The sequence below is a fragment of the Paraburkholderia sp. genome, assembly GCF_024281035.1.
In the GTDB taxonomy this organism is placed as follows: domain Bacteria; phylum Pseudomonadota; class Gammaproteobacteria; order Burkholderiales; family Burkholderiaceae; genus Paraburkholderia.
On record NZ_JAMXLH010000053.1, the window covers coordinates 82,085 to 103,456 of the forward strand.

The window sequence follows — 21,372 nt, forward strand, 5'->3', positions numbered from 1 at the left end:
GCCGTCCGCTTCTCATTTAGACATTCACCCATGCTCAAATTCGCCAATCAGCCTCACGCCGAATCCTGGTACGCGGCGACAGCCAACGACGCCACGCGCCATCCCGTTCTGGAAGGCACGATCGACGCCGATGTCTGCGTGATCGGCGCCGGTCTCACCGGCGTTTCGGCAGCGCTCAATCTTGCCGAACGCGGCCATCGCGTGGCGCTCGTCGAAGCGTCGAAGGTCGGCTGGGCCGCGAGCGGGCGCAACGGCGGGCAGCTGATCGGCGGCTTCGCCTGTGACATCGACACGTTCGCGGCCTTCATGTCCGAGGACGAAATCCGGCAGATCTGGGCCATGGGCCTTGAAACGCTCGACATCGTGAAGTCGCGCGTGGCGAAGCACCATATCGACTGCGCGCTCACGCAAGGGTATTTCACCGCCGCCAACAAGCCGCGCGATGTCGATGCCCTCAAGCGCTGGCGCGACGAAGCCGCCACGCGCTTCGGCTACGACCGGTTCCGCTATGTCGACGCAAATGGCGTCGGCCAGTACGCCCAGTCGTCGCGCTATCCGGGCGGCCTCTACGATCCCGATAGCGGCCACCTGCACCCGCTCAACTACACGCTGGGCCTCGCACGCGCCGCCGTCGAAGCCGGCGTGCGCGTGTTCGAGGACAGCGCCGTGACGCGCATTCACGACGAGAACGGCGGCCATGTCATCGAGACCGCGCGCGGCAAGGTGCGCGCGAAGTTCGTTGTGCTCGCATGTAATACCTGGCTCGGTGCGCTCGCGCCCGAACTCTCGCGCAAGATCATGCCGGTCGGCACCTACGTCATCGCAACCGAGCCGCTCGGCAAGGAACGCATGGCCGCGCTCATGCCCGCGCAAGCGGCCGTTTGCGACAGCCGCTTCGTGCTCGACTACTTCCGGCCCGCACCCGACACGCGTCTTCTCTGGGGCGGCAAGGTGAGCTATTCGACGTTCGCGCCGCCCAATCTCGGCGAAGCCATGCGGCGCGACATGCTGAAGACTTTCCCGCAACTCGCCGATGTGAAAGTCGATTACGCGTGGGGCGGTTACGTCGACATCACCATGAATCGCGCACCGCATTTTGGCCGGCTCAAGCCGACCGTCTATTTCGCCCAGGGTTTTTCGGGGCACGGCGTGAACACGACAGGGCTCGCCGGCAAGCTGATCGCCGAGGCCATCGACGGCCAGGCCGCGCGCTTCGACCTGTTCGGCAAGATCCGTCACCGCGATTTCCCCGGCGGTGCGGCGCTGCGCACCCCCGCCCTCGTACTCGCCATGGCCTGGTATCGAATGAAGGATCTGCTCTGATGACTGCACGCCTCGACGCCCACGCTCACGCCCTCGGCCGCAACTCGTATTACGAGGCTTCGGTCGCGCGCCCCGCCGACGACGACCCCGTGCTCGAAGGCACGCTCGACGCCGATGTCTGTGTGATCGGCGCGGGCTTTGCCGGCTTGTCGGTCGCACTCGAATGCCGCGCGCGCGGCTTGTCGGTGATCGTGCTCGACGCGCACCGGCCCGGCTGGGGCGCATCGGGACGCAACGGCGGGCAAACGCTTGTCGGCTTCGCGAAGGACGAAGTGCTCGAAAAGCAACTCGGCGCGCAAGGCGTGCGCGCCGCATGGGCGCTATCGGTCGAGGGCATCGGGCTCGTGCGGGAGCGCATCGAACACTACGGCATCGACTGCGATTTCACGGCGGGTTATGTCACGGTCGCGACGAAGGCCAAACGCGTGCCCGATCTGCGTGCATGGATGGACGCCGCGCGCACGCGCTGGGGCTATGACCAGCTCGAATGGCTCGATACCGAAGCGACGCGCGCGCGTGTCGCTTCGGAGCGTTATCTCGCGGGCGTGTTCGATCCGGTTTCCGGCCATCTGCATCCGCTCAAATACTGCCTCGGTCTCGCCGACGCCGCGCGCCGCGAAGGCGCACAACTCTTCGCGCATTCGCGCGCGCTGAAGGTCGTGCGCGGCGTGCGTCCGGTCGTGAAGACCGCGCGCGGTGAAGTGCGCTGCCGCTTCGTCGTGGCGTGCTGCAACGCCGTGCCGGGCGGTGTGCTACCCGAGGGCGTCGCCGCACGCATCGCGCCCATTGCGTCGTACATCATCGCGACCGAACCGCTCGGCCGCGCACGCGCCGACGCGCTGATTCCCGGGCGTGCCGCCATCTGCGACAACAATTTCTTTCTCGACTACTTCCGCCTGAGCGCCGACGACCGCCTGCTGTTCGGCGGCCGTGCGAATTCGGCGGGCGCCGCGCCTGCGGAATTAGCGGAGGCGATGAAAAAGCGCATGGTCGATGTGTTCCCGCAGCTTGCGGGCACACGCGTGGATTATGCGTGGGGCGGCTTCGTCGACGTCACGCGCAACCGCGCGCCGGACTTCGGCGCAATCGATCCGAACTACTACTACGTGCAGGGCTTTTCCGGTCATGGCGTTGCGCTGACCGGCATTGCGGGACGTTCTGTTGCGCAGGCCATCGCGGGCGAGAGCGCGGCGTTCGATTTGTTCGCGCGACTGCGGCATGCGCGTTTTCCCGGGGGACCTGCATGGCGGCGGCCCGCGCTCGAAATCGGCATGCTTTATCACCGCGTGATGGAGATGCTTTGAAGCTTCGATGTTGTGCGTCGCGCGGCGCTGGCTGCAGATAAGGCGTCTACATTGCACACTGCATGGCGGCGAGGACTGTAATTAAAGCGGCGGAGGACTTTAATGCGCCGCCCCGAATTGACTGGCACTGTGATCGGCTATTGGATTTGTCGAGTATCCGCATTTCGCGACTGATACTGACGAATTTTTCTGCGTCGCGGAAATTGGATGCGTTGATCGGGCGTTGCTTGGCAGACGGATTTCGACCCGTTTGAGTCACTCAGTCAGCATGGGCGCCAGTCCGGTGCTTCGCCAATACAAGACATTCGCACGTCAAAGCATCAGCAGGCTCCGTGCGGCGGGATGACGCGGTCTGGTCATCGGGCTCACTCATCCCCGGAAGGTCACGGGTTCAAATTCTGTCCCCGCAACCTTGGGTTGGCCGTCGTCCTCGTCTCGATGCTGTGAAAAGCGATCTTGTCACGCCTGAAACCAAGGCTGGCGCCTGCTCGCTAAGCAACTTGCGTCCACCGAGCGGACAATGAAATGCCCGTCGTTTCAGCTCTAGCGGCGACTGGCCCGCGAGCAGCAATCTGCGCCGCTATTCGACGTTTCGAGCTTAAGGTTTGATTGAACCACGCCGTTTTTTAACTCACCGTTTAGTCATAGTGGTGATGCTTGTGATGCCGCTTGCCCGGTCGGTAGCCGCGGGCGTAGTCGTCCGCGTACGAGTTGGATCGCGAGATGTTGCCGCCAAGCGCTGCACCCGCGCCGCCGCCCACGGCCGCGCCGACGAGGCCGCCGGTGCGGCCGCCCATCGAATTGCCCGCCGCTGTGCCGGCACCGCCGCCGACCGCGCCGCCGATGATAGCGCCCGTGCGTTCCCTGCGGTTTGACGTGACTGCGCCGCCGGCGCCGCCGCCGACTGCACCGCCAATGACGGCACCCGTGCTGCCGCCCACTGCGCCACCTAGGGCAGCGCCGGCTACGCCGCCGAGGGCGCCGCCAAAAGCGTTATTCATATCGCCGGCCACCGCCGGCAACGACACCGCAGCGGTGAGCGCTGTAATGGCAACTATCTGGACGATTCTCTTCGACATAAAAAGGTCTTTCGTTTTTTGGGACGGCGCCGAGTATAACCGCCCTCCGAAAGGCCTCTGTAACTTGTCGGTTCCACCTCGGTAAGAGGTGTAACAAAATGATCCGGCGGCCTTTTTAGGGAGACGCTGCCGGCACCGAGCTGTGTGCAGACGAGACGCTACCCGTTCGAGGCTGGGATGGGCTTGCCTAGGGCGCAGCGCAGCGATGAGCAACCCATCGCGCCGGTCATCGTCGCAAGGCGTTGCATCGGCTGTGCGGGCAATGGACGAAGCCTATCCGCCACGTCGAAAACAACGAGTGGCCGACCTCGAATGAACCTCTGGAGAATGCAAACCGGCCGTTTGTCCCAAGTGATCTACGTGAGGTCCGAAAGACCGCTTTGGCCGATCACTTGACGAGCATGATCGTCGGGGGAGGGTCCGTTGTCTGGGCGGAGCCGACGTTCGAATGTCCGTCTGAGAGCGCGGTCGAATGGCCGTAGATGGCCGCACGAAGACACACCGACAGCCCTCGCTACCCCATGCCATCGCTACGCCGCAACACGACAAATCAACCACGAAATACGTATAGCCGATTTACTCGAATCCCAACGCAGTCGCGCGGCCGACGCACATCAGCACGACAGTGACGAGACAAAAGACCGCGCTGGCGTAAAACGTTGCGGCGGGTCCGAAGCGGTCCCACAGTTCACCGGCAACGAGACTGGCCACCAATGTGCCCAATCCGCCCAGCAGGTTGAAAAACCCGAACGCGGTCCCGCGCAGTTGCGCGGGCGCGGTGCGAGAAACCATGGTGGAGAGCAACCCCTGCGTGATGCCCATGTGAAGCCCCCAGATGGCGACACCCACCACCACGATGCTCCATTGGTTTGCGTTGGCGAGCACGATATCGGCGGCAATCAGTACGGCGAGCCCTGCAATCAGCAGGCGAAAGTGGCTCATCGAGTCGGCGAGTTTTCCGAACGGGTAGGCCGCTGCCGCAAACACGACATTCATCGCAAACATCACGAGCGGAACCAGCGCGACCGGTACGCCGCTTTTCATTGCGCGCAGAACGAGAAAGGCATCGCTGAACCGGGCGAGCGCAAAGAAAGTGCCCACCGCAACGACCCACCAGTAGTTCGCGCCCAGTTGCCTGAGGTTATGCCAGCGTGCCGGATTGCGCTGCTTCGCGCCGGGCTCCCAGACAGGCTCCTTGATGCCGAACGTCAGCAGCGCAACCGCAATGAGGCCGGGAATGACGGCGAGCCGAAACGCGAGGCGGAAGTCGTCCACCCACCTCAGCATGATGAGGACGGCCAGCAACGGTCCGAGGAAAGCGCCCACCGTGTCGAGCGACTGGCGTAGCCCAAACGCCGCGCCGCGCAATTGCGACGGTGTGACATCGGCGATCAGCGCATCGCGCGGCGCGCCGCGAATCCCCTTGCCCACCCGGTCGACGATACGCGCTGTCACCACGACACCGACCGTCGACGCCACAGCGAAAAGCGGCTTGCTCAATGCGCCCAGGCCATATCCCGCCACGGCAAGCCACTTGCGATTGCCGAGATAGTCGCTCAGCGCGCCCGAAAACAGCTTGACGACCGGTGCGGTAGCCTCGGCGATGCCCTCGATAATGCCAATCGTGGCCGCGCTCGCACCGAGGCTTGCCATGAGAAACATCGGCAGCAGGCTATGGATGATTTCGGATGAAACATCCATCAATAGACTGACGCAGCCGAGAATCCAGACGCTGCGTGGAATCTGGCGCAATACGCTGGCTTGCGGTTCGGTATCCATGAGGCGGCTTTCGGGAGATTCGAATGGTTGGCGCCCGTATCGCCCGATTCAACGGGGCGAAAATCTCCGGCTCTGAAATAGACGAATACTGCATCAAGCCCGGTCGATGTCAAGTTGCGTGAGCAATGATTATCCGGCACCTGCAACCTGCCCCACGGCACAAACCCGCCCCAGGCGCCACGACGAAAAGCGCGGCCATTACTGGAATCGGCGGCTGGATCTGTTGTGTCGATGCTGTGTGGCGCATCGTGTCGTTGCCCGGCTCGCCGTCGTGGGCGGCAGAAACGCGATTGTTGTATTTATTCGTATTTAATCGCGCTTAGTCGTATTGAATCGTACTGAAGCGTTTCAGGCGGGCCGCATGCGGCCAGCACGTGCGCCATACACGGCGCCCAGGACGGCGCCAAAAAAGAGGTGCAGCACCAGCGTCATGACCGGTCCCGCCATGCCGAGATTCAGACCGAAGAACCCGTCGCCCGCCATCGGCATCATGACGATCATCATCGCCAACCAGGGCGCGATGGAAAAGAGCATGCCTCTGAGCCAGAATGCACCCGGGAGCATGTGGCTCACCAGGGCAAACGCAATACCCCAGATCGTACCGATCGCGAAGTGCACGACCCACCCCACGGAAACGGGCACACCGAGCATGTTCGCAATCGTGCCGACTGGATTGAGTTCGGGCATGAGCCCCATCGCCGCCTTCATCACCATCAGCACGGACAACGCCGCCGTCGCCACCACGCCCGCCAGTGCGCCTCGGCCGATGGCAGGCTTTTCGAATACGAGTGAATCGCTCATACATCCTCCTGTTGCAGAACGTCGCTGAAACGTCGCTGGAAATTCCGGCTGGCGTCGCCCTGCCTGATTTTTTCCAGGTTGTGCGATCGCACCAAGCCTACTCAGTCAGCAATCCTACGCGCTTTCCACTTCGACCCGTAGAAAGTTGCCAGGCGAAATGCGACGGGGACCAGGGATAATCTGCACAGCATGAACGCGCATGCGCGTGACGAAAGCGCGATGCCGGCGCTGGTCGAGAGAGGCTGTAAAAGAAGGAAAGAGGAGGTAAAAATGGCGATGAGAAAAGCGTGCGACCCAGGAACCCGAGCGCGATAACGTCGGTGCAAAGGCCATTTCCTTCAGCAGACGCCCGGGCGTTGGGTTTGAACCGCGTATTCAGTGAACCGTGCGTGTGGCGGGCACGCCGGAGTACGAACGCACCGGCGACGAAATCCAGTATCCCGCGTCAGCATCGTAGACCGTCCAGTGATCGCTCGCGTATTCCGCGCGCGTCACCAATGCAGCCTGTAGCGCGACGCCGAGCGCATGTGCGAACGTCACGTCGTCCATTGCATCGATACGCTCGACCGATTGCGGGTAATCGTAGGCGCCGATGTGTTCCCATTGTTCGCGCATGACGTCGAAGGCACCCTGGCTGAAATTGAAAACAGCGCCCTCGACGGGATTGGGCACGTTGAATGTGAGTTCGACGAAGCGCAGGCGCGGCGCGCCGTTCGCGATGATCAGTGCGCCGGTTGCATCGCATTCGAAGCTGAACGCCATGGCGCATTTGAGCGGCCCGTCGGCCTCCCGAATACACCCGCACAGATCGAATGCCGACAACGGTATGCATTGCCAGCCGTCCGATTCGCCGCGCGTATGGTCGATATTGCGCAGTGTGGCGTAGAGATAGGCGTGAAGGCGCGAAACGAAAACGACCAGATCCCGATGGTCCTCGCTGCGCACCCATGCGGGCTCGGTATGGTGCGAGCCGTCGGCGAGGCGCATGTGACGAATGACGATCCAGAGAGCGAAAGGGGCGATATAGTCGGTCGGCATGAGGAAAACACGTTGAATGTCGGGGTTCACCGAACGATACGTCGGCACAAAAACAGGCGCTTGATAAATGGCCGACATGCAAGACGGAGGCCACGGTTGCTGGCCAGTATCACGGGGCCTGTCTTCGCTGGCCCCGTCCATGACCGCCGACTCCGAAGAGCCCTCGTCTCCCGCCCTATTTAATCAATGTGGACTGCGAATAATGTCGCAGACCTTCGCCTATGCGAGATATTGTTAGCCGGATGAAAGATAACATATAAGACCGCGCTTTTGCGGTCTCGATTTATGGCGCTTAAGCGTCGGCGCTTCACATTCGCCAGCCCGCACCCGCCGCGAACAACCGATGGCTCCATGACTTCGCGCGGTCGTGGCTCTAGCAGCGGCGCGGCAGTTCGCTTACGCTCAACGTTGTCGCCGACAGGAGAGCGGCGACAACGCATGCCGCGGAACACACCCAGAACAAATCGAGGAGAACACGCTTGAGCGATACCGTCGAAATCCGCCCCGTCACACCCGCCGATTACGAAGCCTGGCTGCCGCTGTGGGACGGCTACAACCGCTTTTACGGCCGCTTCGGGCCGACGGCGCTGCCGGAGGCGATCACGCGCACGACGTGGTCGCGCTTCTTCGACGGCCTCGAGCCGATGCACGCACTCGTCGCCGTGCGGGGTGGTCACAGCGGCGGCCACATCGTCGGGCTCGTGCACTACATTTTTCACCGCAGCACGACGCTGCAAGGTCCGACCTGCTATCTGCAGGATCTCTTCACCGCCGAATCCGAGCGCGGCAAGGGCGTGGGGCGCGCGCTGATCGAAGGCGTCTACGCGGCGGCGAAGGCGGCAAACGCATCGCGCGTTTACTGGCACACGCACGAGACGAATCACACGGCCATGCGCCTCTATGACGGCGTGGCCGACAAGCCCGGCTTCGTCATGTACCGCAAGGACGTGTGACGCGGCGTCAGTCGAGGTCGGCGGCGAGCGCCGCGCGCGTATCGGCGTCGATTGTCTGCACCGGCACGCGATAGTTCGGATGATCGCAGCCGATCATGAGCGCCGCACCGTCGCGCAAGCGCGCCTTCATCGCAGGCGTGAGTTCGAAACGCACGAAATGCACCGCCGAGGTCTTCTCGGCGGTCTCGCGTTCGAGATCTTCATCGGCGATGGCGTAGACCGGCGCGTCGCCCTCCACCTGCAGGAATACGCGGTCCTCGATGCCGATGAGCCGCCCGAGCGCGGCGCGGCGCTCGATCTCGTTCTTGTACTCGATCTGCATGGTCGCCTTCAGGTTGCTGCCATCGGGTACGAGCGGCTGATACACGTCCAGCTCGCTCTGGATGCCGTCTTCGTCGAAGATCTTCTCGATGTGCAGCATCTCCTGGATCTGATAGCGGATCGTTGCTTCGTCCTCGAACAGGAACGTCAGGTGATTGCCGAGCGCGACGGCGCGCCGCTTCTTGTGTTCGATGATGCGAGCGCGCATGTCGTTGCGCACCTTCGCGTAAGCCTCCAGCGTCAACAGCGAATTTCTCGCGATCGTCATCGTCAGTGCCTCATCATGCAGTGAGTGGGTGAGCAGTAAATGGATGAGCAGCAATGCCTAAATGCCATAGGCGCGGCGCAAGAGCGTGAGCGGATGCGCGAGCGGCGGCTCGCCGAGCTGCATTTCGCCGATGCCCTGTGCAATGTGATGGCCCGCCAGCGCGCAGTCCGATGCAATGAAGCGCGGCTCGCCCTCCGCCATCAGCCGGAACACGGGTGTGCCGATTTTCATCGCCATCGCGTGAAATTCCTTCTTCACACCGAATGTGCCCGCATGCCCCGAGCAACGTTCGACCACGTTGACCTTCGTGTCGGGCACGAGCGAGAGCAGCTCGGACGTCTTGCGGCCGATGTTCTGCACGCGCGCGTGGCACGGAACGTGATACGACACGTTGCCGAGCGGCGCGCGGAAATCGGTCTTGAGCAGGCCGTCGCGATGCCGCGCAATGAAGTATTCGAACGGATCCCAGAACGCGTCGCTCACGGCGCGCGTTTCGGCATCGTCGGGAAACATGAGCGGCAGCTCATGCTTGTACATCAGCACGCAGCTCGGCACCGCGCCGATCAGCGCGTAACCCTCGCGCGCGTATTGCGCGAGCACCGGCATGTTGTGCGCTTTCTTTTTCGCCACGCCTTCCAGATTGCCCTGTTCGAGCAGCGGCATGCCGCAGCACGCTTCGCTTTTTACGAGCACCCAGTCGATGTCGTTGTGATCGAGCACCGCGAGCAGATCGTGGCCGATGCCCGGCTCGTTGAAATTCACGTAGCACGTCGCATAGATCGCCACCTTGCCCGGCGTGCGTTCACCATCGCGCACCTTGCGCACTTCGCGTGCCTTGTCCGCCGACGCGCGCTTCGCTGCGCTGCGGAATTTGTGCGGAGCGAAGTCGGGCAGCCACGCCTTGCGGTCCACGCCGAGCGCATCCTCCATCACGCCGCGCATGGCCTTCGTGTGATTCACGGCGTTGACGGTCTGCGTGACCACCGGAATACCCGCGAGATAACCAAGCGTATCCGTGTTCGACAGCACACGGTCGCGCAGCTTCACGTCGCCATTGCGGTAATCGATGGCTTTCGCGCGCAGCATCAGGTGCGGAAAGTCCACATTCCACGGATGCGGCGGCACATACGGGCATTTCGTCATGTAGCAGAGGTCGCACAAATAACACTGATCGACCACCTGACCGTACTTCGATTTGTCGACGTCATGCGCCTCGCCGGAATCGGTCGCGTCCACGAGATCGAACAGTGCGGGAAACGCGCCGCACAACGATACGCAGCGGCGGCACCCCGCGCAGATGTCGAATACGCGCGCCAATTCGGCGTCGCGCTTTTCCGGGTCATAGAACGCTTCGGACGTCCAGTCGAGCGGATGCCGCGTCGGCGCTTCGAGGCTGCCTTCCTTATGGGGCATGACGTCTCCGGTTCTGCGTTTCTGGTTTCTGGTTATCGGGGCGCGAGCACAGTCATTCAGCCATACGCTCGCCTCGCGCCGGCGCATGGCCGGCGCGAAAGCGGAACAAAACCGGCGCAAACCCAGCGCCGTGGGTCGCGCGATCAGTCCGCGAGTACGTCCAGCGCCTTCGTGTAGCGGTTCGCGTGGCTGCGCTCCGCCTTCGCCAGCGTCTCGAACCAGTTCGCGATTTCGTCGAAGCCCTCTTCGCGCGCCACCTTCGCCATGCCGGGATACATGTCGGTGTATTCGTGCGTTTCGCCTGCAATCGCCGACTGGAGGTTCAGCCGCGACGAACCGAACGGCAGGCCGGTGGCCGGGTCGCCCACCGCTTCCAGATACTCGAGGTGGCCGTGCGCATGGCCCGTTTCGCCTTCGGCGGTCGAGCGGAACAGCGCGGCGACATCGTTCTGGCCTTCCACGTCGGCCTTTGCCGCGAAGTAAAGATAGCGGCGATTCGCCTGCGATTCGCCTGCAAATGCATCCTTGAGATTTTGTTCCGTCTTCGAGCCCTTTAGCTGTGCCATCTGTGCCTCCTTCCATCGGCGTCATTGTGGGGACGCAGCGCTGCCCGCGATTCTTGCAGTGCAACAGGCCATGGATGCGGGTACGCCGCATCTATCAATCTAGGAGGTGACCGGTGCCTTCCCAATTGTGATTTTCAATCCCGCCGATAGCCGCGCCACGCAAGCAAGGGCTTGATATATATCTACTGCGAACGCATCGCGTTGCCCAATATGTGGAATCCCTCCTTGCAGTCGCTCGCACGCGACCTACAGTGAGTAATTGCCACCCCCAAACACGCTCTAACGGAGCTGACATGCGACTTACGATCCTGATCAACGGTTCCGACCCGACCGTCAATCACGACTACGCCGTCCTGTGGCTCGACACCGATCAGCACCGCTGGTCGCGCGAGTCGCACGATGGGATTGCCCTGCCGGAATGGGGCGAGATGCGCGACACGAACGGCGTGACATCGCTGTGCGCGCCGCTCGATGATTCACCGCTTTGCACCCTGCGCGGCTTGCATGTAAACCGCCGCCAGGAAATCAGTTCTGCACATGGCGACGCGACCTGGTCGTGCGAGTCGTCGCATTCGCCGATGGAAGGTCAATGGCGGCTGCAAGCCGTCGACCGCCAGATCGTGCACGCCGAACACGCGTTGTTCGCGGGCTGACGACGCAGCGCGTCGCGCAGTCCCGCTTCGGTTCCGCCCGGAATCACCTTCGAATCCGCAAGCACGCGGCGCTGTCCAGACAGCGCCGCGTCGCGTCTTGCGTGCATGTTTTGCATGCATGTGCGGACATGCCCTGCGCGCGCAATCCGTCCGATGAATACAGCCGATGACCGGAGCCGGGCCAACGAATAGCGCCGCGCCGCGCACATGACACGCGTAGTGCGGCGCGACGGCATCACTGGCCGCGCGCGAACGTGCCCGCTATACTTCCAGGCCGCCTTCAACCGCCCTGCGTTTTGCCTACCCTGCCGATGAAGAAGCTGTTTGCCTGTCTCCTGATGGCTGTCGCGAGCCACGCATTTGCCGCGCCGGCCTGCACCGACTTCGTCCCCGATGGTCAGTTCCCGAAGCTCACGAATCCGCGCATGGCGCCGAAAACGCGCATGCTCTGCTACTCGGATTTCGTCGTACTGCATTCGGGCATCACCCACGGCCCGCTGTGGTCCGCGGAACATCTCACGCGCGATCGCCTCGAAGCGGCGAAAGACATGACGCGCACGAACCGCTTCTTCGCGGACGAGCGTCTGCCGGACGGCGAAGGCGCGACGCTCGCCGACTACAAGCGCAGCGGTTTCGATCGCGGCCATATGAGCCCGGCGGGCAATCGCTGGAATGAGCAGGCGATGGCGGAGTCGTTCTCGCTTGCAAATATCGTGCCGCAGAATCGTATTAACAATCAGCGCCTGTGGTCGCATATCGAATCGGCCGTGCGCCGGCTCACGATGAAATACGGCGAGACCTGGGTCGTGACCGGCCCGCTCTTCACGGGTGCGCAGTTGCAGACGATCGGCACGTCGCGCGTGCTCGTGCCGACGCAGATCTTCAAGGTGGTGTACGTGCCGTCGCAGCAGCTCGCATTCGCTATCGTCGCCGACAACACGACCGCCGAGCATTACGAGGTGCGCTCGGTGCGCGCGCTCGAACAGCAAAGCGGAATCAGCTTTCCCGGCATTCCCGCGAACGCCGCCAGCCAGACGCGGGTATCGTTCAACGGGCACGGGTTCGGTGTGAGCAGGTGGGGCGGGTAAGTGACAAATCGGCGCCGGATAAGCGCCGGATAAATGCTGTGCGGGCGGCTCGCCATACTGCCCGCCATGACGGACGTTCGAGGAGGATCACATGGTGTTCGAAGCCTACGCAAACGACGACGACGTCCTCAACGTCGAGGGCGATGCGCTCACGCTCACGAACGGCACGACGCGCGTAACGCTCTCAGGCACGCTCGCGCTGACGCGTGACAAGCGCGGGCTTGCGGCCGCACTCGCGCTCAAGGCGGCGCTCGACAGCGTCGTGCGGACCTTGCAGGCGGACCCGCATTTACCCGCCAGAATTACCGACGAACCGGATGAAAAACCCGGCGTTGTCGATAACCCGTTCTCCTGATTTGCATCGATTCAGCATCGGTTCAGCGTCGGTTCCGGATCGGTTCAATCCGCGCAACCGTCAACGCGCGCCGCCAGCGGCCACGAGCGGCGGTAGCGCCCCTGTCCCGCGTATCCACGCATGATCGGCAAGCCCGGCCATTTCACGGTCGCCGCGGCTGTCGCCGTACGCGTAGAGCGTAGCGGGCGCGCGCTCGCCCCACCATGCGCGCAGCCGCGCGACCTTCTCCGGCCCCCAGCAGTTGAGCCCCGCGAGCCGTCCCGTATAAACGCCGTCACGCCATTCCAGTTCGCTCGACAACACCGTCCCGATGCCGACCGTCGCCGCCCATTTGCGCAGATACACCGAAGGCGACGCGCTCACGAGCACGACCTCATGGCCGAGCGCCTGGTGTTCGCGAACGCGCGCGAGCATCTCCGGGCGCAAGAGCGCGGGCAACCGCGTATCGACAAAACGCTGCGCCGCCGCTTCGATCGTCTCGCGCCGCACGGGGCCGAACATGGCGTACATGAAGCGCGCCTTGGTCGGCCCGCGTTCGGACCAGCCCGGCGCGATACCGACTAGCCACGGCAGGCAGCGCACCGCTGCAAGCGCGAAGCGCAGCGGGCCGCCCGCGTCGAGCAGGAACGCGCGGAAGCTGTCGGTGGTGGTGATAGTGCCATCGAAATCGAATGCGGCAACGACGCGGTCGCTCATGAATCGGGAGCCGGAAGGCGGAAAAAGTGAGAGGAAAAGTTGACGCCGTGCGCGGCGAAACCGCGGTCATTGTCGGCGCAGGCTGTGAACGGTTGCAAGCGGTTGCAAGCGGTTGCAAGTGGTTGGAAGCGGTTGCAGGCGGCTGCATAACCGTGAACAAATCGACGCGTTCAAGCCAGGTCCTACCGCGAAAGCCGCACATAGCGCGCGCTATGCAGCGCCGTGAGCGCAACGGCAATCCAGATCGGCACATAAGTCGCAAGCTGACCGGCGCCCAGATGCTCGCCGAGCACGGTCACCGAGATGATCACGAGCAGCACCGGCTCGACGTAGCCCAGGATGCCGAAGAGCGCCATCGGCAGCAGGCGGCTCGCCTTGAGGTAAGACGCGAGCGCGACCGTGCTGATCACGCCCAGCCCAGGCAGCAGCGCGAACGTGAGGAACGGGCGTCCGTCGAGTAGTGCGAACGACCCGCCTGCCCACGCATACGCAATCGCAACGGGCAGCAACAAAATCATCTCGACGGCGAAGGTCGTGAGCGAATCCGCGTTGATCTTACGGCGCAGCACGAAATACGGCGGATAACCGAACACCACGAGCAGCGTCGGCCACGAAAACGCATGCGTGGCCCAGAGTTCGTGGGCCACGCCGACTGCCGCGCACGCTACGGAAACCCACTGGAGCGTATCGAGCCGCTCGTGATAATAGAAGCGCCCCACCACCACCATCGCGAGCGGCAGCAGGAAATAGCCGAGCGACACTTCGAGCACGCGCCCGTGCAGCGGCGCCCAGAGAAACACCCAGAGCTGCGAGCCCAGCAGCGCGGCGCACGCGGCCAGCGAAAGCGCCGTGCGCGGCTCCTTGACCATGCGCGCGGCGAGTGCGCCCAACTGCGCACCCCGCCCGCGCAGCAGCAAAACCCCGAGCGCGCCAGGCGTCGTCCAGATCACGCGCCACGCAAAGATATCGAGGCCGCCGAGCGGCTTGAGCAGCAGCGCATAGATCGACATCAGCGCGAACAGCGCCGACGCGCCCGTGGAAAGCGCAATGCCGCGTCCCGGCTCGTACTGGTTCATCGGCGTACAGCCGTGCCGACGATGCGCAAGAATCGGGAAAGGCAGGCAGCGTGTCTCCCCTCCGGCTGAACCGCACGGGGCGCGAGTAAATTCGTTGTCATGGTTATCGGCTATTGGTATGTGCGGTTATCTGCAGGTATGTGCGGTTATCTGCGGCGGTCAGCGCGCCCGTCCGCCAGCGGGCATTCTAGTCTGGTTCGCTCGCGCCGGCATGCCGGGCACGCGCGATGCTGTCTTTCTCGTTCACGGCGATACTGGCAGTGGTTCCGCGCAGAATTAGTCCGTGCAGATTGCACCGCGATGGACTAGAACGTAATTCTCGCCACGGAGCCGCCGTCCGGCCGCTGCGCTCGCCCCGGGCCGCACACCGCCCGCCGTCGGCCGCCATTGCCCGCCGCCCGCCGCCAACCGTTCAATCCACCAGGAGCCCGCATGAGCCGACTCGCGCCCCGCCCCGCCGCCGCCCGGCTGACTCCCGATCTTGCCGCTTTCGCGTCCGAAGTCCGTAACGGCCTCACGCACGCGCCGCAGAAGGAGTTGCCTTCGAAGTATCTGTACGACGATATCGGCTCGGCATTGTTCGAGGTGATCACCGTACTGCCCGAATATGGCTTGACGCGCTCCGAAGACCGCCTGCTCACGCGCTATGCCGCCGAAATCGTCGAGGCGCTGCCCGCGGGCGTCACCGTCGCCGAACTCGGCAGCGGCAGCGGCCGCAAGACGCGCCGCATTCTCGAAGCGCTGTGCCTCAAGCGCCCGACATCGTATTGTCCGATCGAGATTTCACCCACGGCGCTGCAAGTGTGCCGCCGCGAACTCGCCGATATCGAGCGGATCTCGATCGTCGGCTACGAACGCGACTATCTCGCGGGCCTCGCCGAAGTGAGCCGTCAACGCGGCGCGGGCGAGCGGCTTTGCGTGCTCTTTCTCGGCAGCACGATCGGCAATTTCGCGCGGCTCGCGGCGACGCGCTTTCTGCGCGAGATCCGCTCGATGCTCGAGCCCGGCGATATGCTGCTGCTCGGCACGGACCTCATCAAGCCCGTGGAGACGCTGCTCGCAGCCTACGACGACGCCATCGGCGTGACAGCCGCGTTCAACCTGAACCTGCTCGCGCGCATCAACCGCGAACTCGACGGCGGCTTCGACCTCACGGCCTTCGAGCATGTCGCGCGCTTCAACCGCGATGCGCGCAGCGTCGAGATGCACCTGCGCGCGAAAAGGCGCGTCGAGGCGCGCGTGGGCGCGGCGAACCTCACAGTCGCGCTCGAAGCGGGCGAGACGATCTGGACCGAAAGCAGCCACAAGTACCACGCGGACGAGATCCCCGCGATTGCCGCCGATGCGGGCTTCGTCTGCGCGCATCAGTGGGTCGAGAAGGAGTGGGGATTCGCGGAAAGCCTGCTAGTGTCGGCTTGATTTGCGGCTTGATTTGCGGATCGGGCTGCGGAGCGGCGTGCCGATTAACGTGAATCGACTGGCAAGCCGCTCCGCACCCGACGTGAGGTTCAGTGCTGCTCGAAGCGCTCGTAGCGCTTTTCGGTCACCCGTTCTTCGCTGACCACTTCCGCGACACGCGCCGCAGGCGGCCCGTGACGCAGCCACGACAGCATGCGGTCCACCTGGTTGGCCGTGCCCTGAATCACGGCTTCCACGGAGCCGTCCTCCATGTTGGCGACATAGCCGCGAATACGCAGCGCATGCGCCTGGCGCACGGTTGCCTGCCGGAAGCCCACGCCCTGCACTGTCCCGCGCACGCGCACGTAATACGTTTCGACACGCGAATCGAGATCCGGTCCGGTCATCGTTCAATCTCCTGGTTCAGTCCTGCTCAGTCCTGGCATCTGCGCGGCATTGTAGACGCCATCGCGCGTGAGCGCCGCGCGTCCTTGACGCGATCGCAGCCTCACGTGCGGCCCGTAGCGCCACGCACGCCTCACGCCACGTACAATCCGTGCGACGCGGGCGGCAAGACCGCCCGCTTGCAACACGATTGCAACCCCACTGCAACCCATCAGGAAACTCTTCCCGTATGACCGCCAACCAACGCGATCTCGTGCTGATCACCGGCGCATCCGGCTTCGTCGGCTCGGCCGTCGCCCGCATCGCGCAGGACAAAGGCTATGCCGTGCGCGTGCTGGTGCGCCCGACGAGCCCGCGCACCAACCTCGCCACGCTCGACGCCGAAGTCGTCACCGGCGACATGCGCGATGTCGCGTCGATGCGCGCGGCCCTGCGTGGCGTGCGCTATCTGTTCCATGTCGCCGCCGACTACCGCCTCTGGGCACCCGATCCGCACGAAATCGAGCGCGCGAATCTCGAAGGGGCCGAAGCCACCATGCGCGCGGCACTCGAAGCGGGCGTCGAACGCATCGTCTACACGAGCAGCGTGGCGACGCTCAAGGTGACGAGTTCGGGCGCGTCCTCCGACGAAACCCGGCCGCTCACCGCCGAGCAGGCCATCGGCGTGTACAAGCGCAGCAAGGTGCTGTCCGAGCGCGCGGTCGAGCGCATGATCGCGAATGACGGCCTGCCCGCCGTGATCGTCAATCCGTCGACGCCGATCGGTCCGCGCGACGTGAAGCCGACGCCCACGGGCCGCATTATCGTCGAGGCGGCGACGGGCAAGATCCCCGCGTTCGTCGATACGGGCCTGAATCTCGTGCACGTCGACGACGTCGCGAACGGTCATTTTCTCGCGCTGGAGCGCGGGCGCATCGGCGAGCGCTATATCCTCGGCGGCGAAAATCTGCCGCTGCAGCAGATGCTCGCCGATATCGCGGGCATGGTCGACCGCAAGCCGCCGACCATCGCACTGCCGCGCTGGCCGCTCTATCCGCTGGCGCTCGGCGCGGAAGCCGTCGCGCGCTTCACGAAGCGTGAGCCGTTCGTCACCGTCGACGCGCTGAAGATGTCGAAGAACAAGATGTATTTCACGTCGGCGAAGGCGGAGCGCGAACTCGGCTATCGCGCGCGGCCGTATCGCGAAGGCCTGAAAGACGCGCTCGACTGGTTCAGGCAAGCGGGCTATTTGAATGCAAAACTGCGCGCGTAACTGAGCGTGTAAATGAGCGCATAACCGGGCGCGACGCATTCGCACGGCTTTATCCGGCACTTTTTTCGTGCCGGTTTTCCCGGTGTTTTTTCCGGCGAATTCGCATTTTGTTACAACTTTTGTTGCGACATGCGTGCAACGCTGGAAGGTCAATTCATGCGTGCTGTGGGTAAAATCCCAAGCCTTACCTGAGAAGCCTCGCATGAATCTACACGACCAGATCGGCGCGCTCGAAGCCGCTGTCGATCAACTCCTCGTGGCCGCCACCTCGCACGCCGCGTGCACGGAAGAGGCGGCGAACGCGGACCAACCTGTTGCGGAAGCAACGGCGGATGCGGCGAAGACCGCCGTTGCAGCCGAAGCGCAGCCCGAAGCCACGGCTGCTGAACCTGTCGCCGCTGAATCCGTCGCCGCCGAATCCGTCGCCGCCGAATCCGTCGCTGCCGAATCCACCGCCGCTGAACCTGTCGCCGCCGAACCCGCCGGGCCGACGCTGAATCTCGCCCGTCCGTCGCAGAACGCCATCACGATGACGATCGGCGACCAGACGGTGACGCTGCATCCGCTTCAGGTCGCGCAAATGATCGAGGAACTGTCGAACGCGCGCGCGTCGATGGAACCCGAGGTGCCGCCCGGCATTCCGGGTGGCTGGCGTTTCGTGTCGACGAAAAATCCGGTCATGGCCGTGCAGAAACAGCCGAACGGCGACCGCCTGCTGGTGCTGCGCCATACGGGCCACGGCTGGGTGCCGTTCACGTTTTCGCCGGAGACGGTCGTCGAGATGTACATGATGCTCACGCAACGCTGATTCGCGCTTGCGCATCGAGCCGCGTGCTGATCCGCAGGCCGAAATAGAAAAGCCGTCGCATGAAGCGACGGCTTTTCTTTTTTGCGCCAGCCAGTTGACAGCTGCGCAAGCAGCGCAAGCACCAAGCGCGAGCGATTCGCTCAGCGCCCCTGTGCGGGCGCCTGCACGCGCGCCTTCCATTGCCCGCCCTTGCCGCGCCAGAAGCGCCACGCGGAGGCGAACGTCGCGCCCACATAGAACAGCGCGACGAGCGGCAGGAACGGCGCCCACAGCGGCGAGCGGCGATAGTACGCGAGCATGGGCGCATAGGCGCAGCACATGAGCGCCCATGCGATCCACGCCGGCCAACCCGCCGCACCGAGCACGAGCGCCACCACGGGCGGCGTGAGATAGATGACCGTCATGCCGAGAATCGTCCCGCCAAGCTGCCACGCGGAATAGTGCAGCTGCGTGAACGCGGTGCGCGCGATCATGTTCCAGATATCGCGCCACGAATCGTAAGGGCGCAGCGACACGCTTTTCGCAGCGACATCGAGCCGGATCGGATGATGTCCGTCGCCGCGATGCTTGATGCGCGCGGCGAGGCTGCAATCGTCGATGAGTTCGGCGCGGATCGACTCGATGCCGCCCGCCTCCTCCAGCGCCTTGCGGCGCACGAGCATGCAGCCGCCCGCCGCGGCGGCCGTCTTGTTGCGCGGATTGTTGACCCACGAAAACGGGTACAGTTTCGCGAAGAAAAACACGAATGCCGGAATCAGCGCCTTTTCCCAGAACGAGTCGCAGCGCAGCCGCACCATCAGCGAAACGAGGTCGCGCCCTTCGGCCTGCGCGCGCACGATGAGTTGCGCGAGCGCGTCGGCGGGATGGCCGATGTCCGCGTCGGTGAGCAGCAGATAGTCCGCATCGAGTCCGAGCGTGTGCACGGCCTCGATCCCCTGCGATTGCGCCCACACCTTGCCGGACCAGCCCGCGGGCAGCGGCTTGGCCGCCACGACCGAGAGCTTTTCCGGGCACTGCAGCGCCAGCGCCGCGGCGCGCGCGGCTTCGGCGGTGCCGTCGGTGCTGTGATCGTCGATCACGATCACGTGGAAATCGCCCGCGTAATCCTGCGTGAGAAGCGAGCTCACGGCTTCGCCGATTGCGTCCGCCTCGTTGCGGGCGGGCACCACGGCGCAGACGGCGGGCCAGCCCTGCGCGGGCTCGACGAGCGGCAGCGGCGCGGCAGGCCGCGCGCGCCAGAAGCCGCCGCGCGCGAGCAGCAAGACGATCCAGATCAGCAGGGAAAGACCGGACAGGACAAACAGGATGGTCGTCATCATGCGTTGTTGCTCTCGATCGACGGCGTGCGCACGACGCGGCATGGCGCGTGCCCGAAGCGGCCCGGCAGGCGCCGCACGAGCGGCAAGTTGTCGTAGTGGTCGACTTCCATCACAGCGTCCAGAATGGGGTCAAGTCGCCAGCGCCGGGTCTGGGTGAGTCCCGGGAGAGTCCCGGATGAGGCCCGGCGAGTCCCGTGTTACCCACGCCTGGCTCCCGGGTGGACCCGCTAGTGTAAGGGTTCCGGCGCCATGTTGCAGCGCCGCGCGGCGTCGAAATCCTGACAAACAGCCTTCACTTGCGCCCGCCGCACGGCGTCCGCCGCCGTCTCTGTACCGCGCGCACCACAGCAAACGAGCGGCGAAGGGGTTACGCAGCAAATGGGCGGCGAAGGGGTTAAAATGCGCGTCTAGTTTCGGTCCGGCCTACCCTGGCTGGACTTATGCACGTAATTAATATGATGGTCGCGGCGATCAAGTCACTCTTACCGGTTTCTTCGGTACCCGCGTCAGCCGGAGTTCGCCATCCCATGCGAGTCATCCTTGCCCAGCCCCGCGGCTTTTGTGCGGGGGTTGTCCGCGCTATCGAAATCGTCGATCGCGCATTGCTGAAGCACGGCGCACCCGTCTACGTTCGGCACGAAATTGTCCACAATCGTCATGTGGTCGAAAACCTGCGCAATAAAGGCGCGCATTTCGTAGAAGAACTCGATGAAGTGCCCACCGGCGCCGTCGCGATTTTCAGCGCGCACGGTGTTGCGAAGAAAGTCGAACAGGCTGCGCAAGTGCGCAGCCTCGACGTGCTCGACGCCACCTGCCCGCTCGTGACGAAAGTCCACGTGCAGGGCCGCCAGTACGTCGCCCAGGGCCGCACGCTGATCCTGATCGGCCACGCCGGGCACCCGGAAGTGGAAGGCACGATCGGCCAGATCGAAGGCACCGTGCTGCTCGTGCAGAGCGAGGCCGATGTCGCGAAGCTCGACCTGCCGCTCGATGCGCCGCTCGCATACGTCACGCAGACCACGCTCTCCGTCGACGACACGCGCGGCGTCATCAATGCGCTGGTTGCGCGCTTCTCGGACATCGTCGGCCCGGACACGCGCGACATCTGCTACGCGACGCAGAACCGCCAGGCCGCGGTGCGCGAGCTGTCCACGCACGTGGACGTGCTGCTCGTGGTGGGCGCAACGAACAGCTCGAACTCGAACCGTCTGCGCGAGATCGGCAGCGAGTCGGGCGTGGCGAGCTATCTCGTCGCCGACGGCTCGGAGATCAAGCCCGAGTGGTTCGACGGCGTGACGACGGTGGGCCTGACGGCCGGCGCGTCGGCGCCGGAAGAGATGGTTGAAAACGTGATCGACGCGCTGCGCGCGTTGGGGCCTGTCGAGGTGTCGACGATGGCGGGCCGTGAAGAAAAAGTCGAATTCAAGCTGCCGTCGAAGCTGTTGAAGCCACTCGTCGAACGCGAAGTTTAAGGAGG

General features: G+C 64.1%; 21 protein-coding genes. 10 read left to right on the forward strand and 11 right to left on the reverse strand.

What is annotated here, in order from left to right; translation table 11 throughout:
- The first annotated feature begins 30 nt into the window (after window positions 1-30).
- Complete coding sequence (locus Q0L30_RS18715; RefSeq protein ID WP_296659582.1) at window positions 31-1,323, forward strand: FAD-binding oxidoreductase; 1,293 nt, start codon at window positions 31-33, stop codon at window positions 1,321-1,323.
- The gene (locus tag Q0L30_RS18720) at window positions 1,323-2,627 is read left to right on the forward strand and encodes an FAD-binding oxidoreductase (protein ID WP_296659585.1); all 1,305 of its coding nucleotides are present in this window, start codon (window positions 1,323-1,325) and stop codon (window positions 2,625-2,627) included. The genes Q0L30_RS18715 and Q0L30_RS18720 overlap by 1 nt, the downstream gene beginning before the upstream one ends.
- Before the next feature lie 638 nt (window positions 2,628-3,265).
- Here the strand turns inward: Q0L30_RS18720 and Q0L30_RS18725 are convergent.
- The 4 genes from Q0L30_RS18725 to Q0L30_RS18740 all read right to left on the reverse strand — a co-directional run bounded on the left by Q0L30_RS18725 (window position 3,266) and on the right by Q0L30_RS18740 (window position 7,324).
- Window positions 3,266-3,706 (reverse strand): hypothetical protein, encoded by a 441-nt coding sequence (locus tag Q0L30_RS18725; protein ID WP_296659588.1) that lies wholly within the window; start codon window positions 3,704-3,706, stop codon window positions 3,266-3,268.
- Between the two features lie 576 nt (window positions 3,707-4,282).
- On the reverse strand, window positions 4,283-5,485 hold the full coding sequence (locus Q0L30_RS18730) for an MFS transporter (protein ID WP_296659590.1): 1,203 nt from the start codon (window positions 5,483-5,485) through the stop codon (window positions 4,283-4,285).
- Window positions 5,486-5,833: 348 nt separating this feature from the next.
- A complete protein-coding gene (locus Q0L30_RS18735; RefSeq protein WP_296659593.1) occupies window positions 5,834-6,286 on the reverse strand; it encodes a DUF6789 family protein in 453 nt (150 codons plus the stop codon).
- A 375-nt stretch (window positions 6,287-6,661) separates the two neighbouring features.
- Window positions 6,662-7,324, reverse strand: a complete 663-nt coding sequence (locus tag Q0L30_RS18740; protein WP_296659595.1) for a hypothetical protein — start codon at window positions 7,322-7,324, stop codon at window positions 6,662-6,664.
- A gap of 479 nt (window positions 7,325-7,803) precedes the next feature.
- Between Q0L30_RS18740 and Q0L30_RS18745 the strand changes: the two genes are divergently transcribed.
- Window positions 7,804-8,277 carry a GNAT family N-acetyltransferase gene (locus tag Q0L30_RS18745; protein WP_296659597.1) on the forward strand — a complete coding sequence of 158 codons (474 nt, stop codon included), beginning with the start codon at window positions 7,804-7,806 and terminating at the stop codon, window positions 8,275-8,277.
- Between the two features lie 7 nt (window positions 8,278-8,284).
- Here Q0L30_RS18745 and Q0L30_RS18750 read toward each other — a convergent pair whose 3' ends face one another.
- The 3 genes from Q0L30_RS18750 to Q0L30_RS18760 form a co-directional block, all read right to left on the reverse strand.
- Window positions 8,285-8,866: a DUF3501 family protein gene (locus Q0L30_RS18750; protein ID WP_296659600.1), complete on the reverse strand. Its 582-nt coding sequence runs from the start codon at window positions 8,864-8,866 to the stop codon at window positions 8,285-8,287.
- Between the two features lie 57 nt (window positions 8,867-8,923).
- Window positions 8,924-10,279 carry a heterodisulfide reductase-related iron-sulfur binding cluster gene (locus Q0L30_RS18755; RefSeq protein ID WP_296659602.1) on the reverse strand — a complete coding sequence of 452 codons (1,356 nt, stop codon included), beginning with the start codon at window positions 10,277-10,279 and terminating at the stop codon, window positions 8,924-8,926.
- Window positions 10,280-10,422: 143 nt separating this feature from the next.
- On the reverse strand, window positions 10,423-10,845 hold the full coding sequence (locus Q0L30_RS18760) for a rubrerythrin family protein (protein ID WP_293034441.1): 423 nt from the start codon (window positions 10,843-10,845) through the stop codon (window positions 10,423-10,425).
- Window positions 10,846-11,138: 293 nt separating this feature from the next.
- Here Q0L30_RS18760 and Q0L30_RS18765 point away from each other — a divergent pair, with 293 nt between their 5' ends.
- From Q0L30_RS18765 to Q0L30_RS18775, 3 genes are all read left to right on the forward strand, one after another.
- Window positions 11,139-11,498, forward strand: coding sequence for a DUF3564 domain-containing protein (locus Q0L30_RS18765; RefSeq protein ID WP_296659609.1), 360 nt, complete (start codon window positions 11,139-11,141; stop codon window positions 11,496-11,498).
- Between the two features lie 311 nt (window positions 11,499-11,809).
- On the forward strand, window positions 11,810-12,586 hold the full coding sequence (locus tag Q0L30_RS18770) for a DNA/RNA non-specific endonuclease (protein ID WP_296659611.1): 777 nt from the start codon (window positions 11,810-11,812) through the stop codon (window positions 12,584-12,586).
- Window positions 12,587-12,680: 94 nt separating this feature from the next.
- On the forward strand, window positions 12,681-12,941 hold the full coding sequence (locus tag Q0L30_RS18775; protein WP_296659734.1) for a hypothetical protein: 261 nt from the start codon (window positions 12,681-12,683) through the stop codon (window positions 12,939-12,941).
- A 60-nt stretch (window positions 12,942-13,001) separates the two neighbouring features.
- Here Q0L30_RS18775 and Q0L30_RS18780 read toward each other — a convergent pair whose 3' ends face one another.
- Both Q0L30_RS18780 and rarD read right to left on the reverse strand, forming a co-directional pair.
- Window positions 13,002-13,637, reverse strand: coding sequence for an HAD family hydrolase (locus Q0L30_RS18780; protein WP_296659614.1), 636 nt, complete (start codon window positions 13,635-13,637; stop codon window positions 13,002-13,004).
- Window positions 13,638-13,819: 182 nt separating this feature from the next.
- On the reverse strand, window positions 13,820-14,713 hold the full coding sequence (rarD, locus tag Q0L30_RS18785; RefSeq protein ID WP_296659618.1) for an EamA family transporter RarD: 894 nt from the start codon (window positions 14,711-14,713) through the stop codon (window positions 13,820-13,822).
- Between the two features lie 432 nt (window positions 14,714-15,145).
- Between rarD and egtD the strand changes: the two genes are divergently transcribed.
- Entirely contained in the window at window positions 15,146-16,132 is a 987-nt protein-coding gene (gene egtD, locus Q0L30_RS18790; RefSeq protein WP_296659621.1) for an L-histidine N(alpha)-methyltransferase, read from the forward strand.
- Window positions 16,133-16,221: 89 nt separating this feature from the next.
- Here egtD and Q0L30_RS18795 read toward each other — a convergent pair whose 3' ends face one another.
- Window positions 16,222-16,518, reverse strand: coding sequence for an acylphosphatase (locus Q0L30_RS18795; RefSeq protein WP_296659623.1), 297 nt, complete (start codon window positions 16,516-16,518; stop codon window positions 16,222-16,224).
- A 227-nt stretch (window positions 16,519-16,745) separates the two neighbouring features.
- On the opposite strand from Q0L30_RS18795, the gene hpnA reads away from it, so the two are divergent.
- Both hpnA and Q0L30_RS18805 read left to right on the forward strand, forming a co-directional pair.
- Window positions 16,746-17,768 (forward strand): hopanoid-associated sugar epimerase, encoded by a 1,023-nt coding sequence (hpnA, locus tag Q0L30_RS18800; protein WP_296659626.1) that lies wholly within the window; start codon window positions 16,746-16,748, stop codon window positions 17,766-17,768.
- A gap of 202 nt (window positions 17,769-17,970) precedes the next feature.
- Window positions 17,971-18,576: a hypothetical protein gene (locus Q0L30_RS18805; protein WP_296659628.1), complete on the forward strand. Its 606-nt coding sequence runs from the start codon at window positions 17,971-17,973 to the stop codon at window positions 18,574-18,576.
- A 140-nt stretch (window positions 18,577-18,716) separates the two neighbouring features.
- Here the strand turns inward: Q0L30_RS18805 and Q0L30_RS18810 are convergent, their stop codons facing one another.
- Window positions 18,717-19,895 (reverse strand): glycosyltransferase, encoded by a 1,179-nt coding sequence (locus Q0L30_RS18810; protein WP_296659630.1) that lies wholly within the window; start codon window positions 19,893-19,895, stop codon window positions 18,717-18,719.
- A gap of 527 nt (window positions 19,896-20,422) precedes the next feature.
- Here Q0L30_RS18810 and ispH point away from each other — a divergent pair.
- Entirely contained in the window at window positions 20,423-21,367 is a 945-nt protein-coding gene (gene ispH, locus Q0L30_RS18815; protein ID WP_296659632.1) for a 4-hydroxy-3-methylbut-2-enyl diphosphate reductase, read from the forward strand.
- The last annotated feature ends 5 nt before the right edge of the window (window positions 21,368-21,372 follow it).

What these genes read in the sequence shown, in the direction of transcription:
- Q0L30_RS18715 (WP_296659582.1), top strand. Translation starts at nt 31, where the DNA reads ATGCTCAAATTCGCCAATCAGCCTCACGCCGAATCCTGGTACGCGGCG.
- Q0L30_RS18720 (WP_296659585.1), top strand. Translation starts at nt 1,323, where the DNA reads ATGACTGCACGCCTCGACGCCCACGCTCACGCCCTCGGCCGCAACTCG.
- Q0L30_RS18725 (WP_296659588.1), bottom strand. Translation starts at nt 3,706, where the DNA reads ATGTCGAAGAGAATCGTCCAGATAGTTGCCATTACAGCGCTCACCGCT.
- Q0L30_RS18730 (WP_296659590.1), bottom strand. Translation starts at nt 5,485, where the DNA reads ATGGATACCGAACCGCAAGCCAGCGTATTGCGCCAGATTCCACGCAGC.
- Q0L30_RS18735 (WP_296659593.1), bottom strand. Translation starts at nt 6,286, where the DNA reads ATGAGCGATTCACTCGTATTCGAAAAGCCTGCCATCGGCCGAGGCGCA.
- Q0L30_RS18740 (WP_296659595.1), bottom strand. Translation starts at nt 7,324, where the DNA reads ATGCCGACCGACTATATCGCCCCTTTCGCTCTCTGGATCGTCATTCGT.
- Q0L30_RS18750 (WP_296659600.1), bottom strand. Translation starts at nt 8,866, where the DNA reads ATGACGATCGCGAGAAATTCGCTGTTGACGCTGGAGGCTTACGCGAAG.
- Q0L30_RS18755 (WP_296659602.1), bottom strand. Translation starts at nt 10,279, where the DNA reads ATGCCCCATAAGGAAGGCAGCCTCGAAGCGCCGACGCGGCATCCGCTC.
- Q0L30_RS18760 (WP_293034441.1), bottom strand. Translation starts at nt 10,845, where the DNA reads ATGGCACAGCTAAAGGGCTCGAAGACGGAACAAAATCTCAAGGATGCA.
- Q0L30_RS18765 (WP_296659609.1), top strand. Translation starts at nt 11,139, where the DNA reads ATGCGACTTACGATCCTGATCAACGGTTCCGACCCGACCGTCAATCAC.
- Q0L30_RS18770 (WP_296659611.1), top strand. Translation starts at nt 11,810, where the DNA reads ATGAAGAAGCTGTTTGCCTGTCTCCTGATGGCTGTCGCGAGCCACGCA.
- Q0L30_RS18780 (WP_296659614.1), bottom strand. Translation starts at nt 13,637, where the DNA reads ATGAGCGACCGCGTCGTTGCCGCATTCGATTTCGATGGCACTATCACC.
- rarD (WP_296659618.1), bottom strand. Translation starts at nt 14,713, where the DNA reads ATGAACCAGTACGAGCCGGGACGCGGCATTGCGCTTTCCACGGGCGCG.
- egtD (WP_296659621.1), top strand. Translation starts at nt 15,146, where the DNA reads ATGAGCCGACTCGCGCCCCGCCCCGCCGCCGCCCGGCTGACTCCCGAT.
- Q0L30_RS18795 (WP_296659623.1), bottom strand. Translation starts at nt 16,518, where the DNA reads ATGACCGGACCGGATCTCGATTCGCGTGTCGAAACGTATTACGTGCGC.
- hpnA (WP_296659626.1), top strand. Translation starts at nt 16,746, where the DNA reads ATGACCGCCAACCAACGCGATCTCGTGCTGATCACCGGCGCATCCGGC.
- Q0L30_RS18805 (WP_296659628.1), top strand. Translation starts at nt 17,971, where the DNA reads ATGAATCTACACGACCAGATCGGCGCGCTCGAAGCCGCTGTCGATCAA.
- Q0L30_RS18810 (WP_296659630.1), bottom strand. Translation starts at nt 19,895, where the DNA reads ATGATGACGACCATCCTGTTTGTCCTGTCCGGTCTTTCCCTGCTGATC.
- ispH (WP_296659632.1), top strand. Translation starts at nt 20,423, where the DNA reads ATGCGAGTCATCCTTGCCCAGCCCCGCGGCTTTTGTGCGGGGGTTGTC.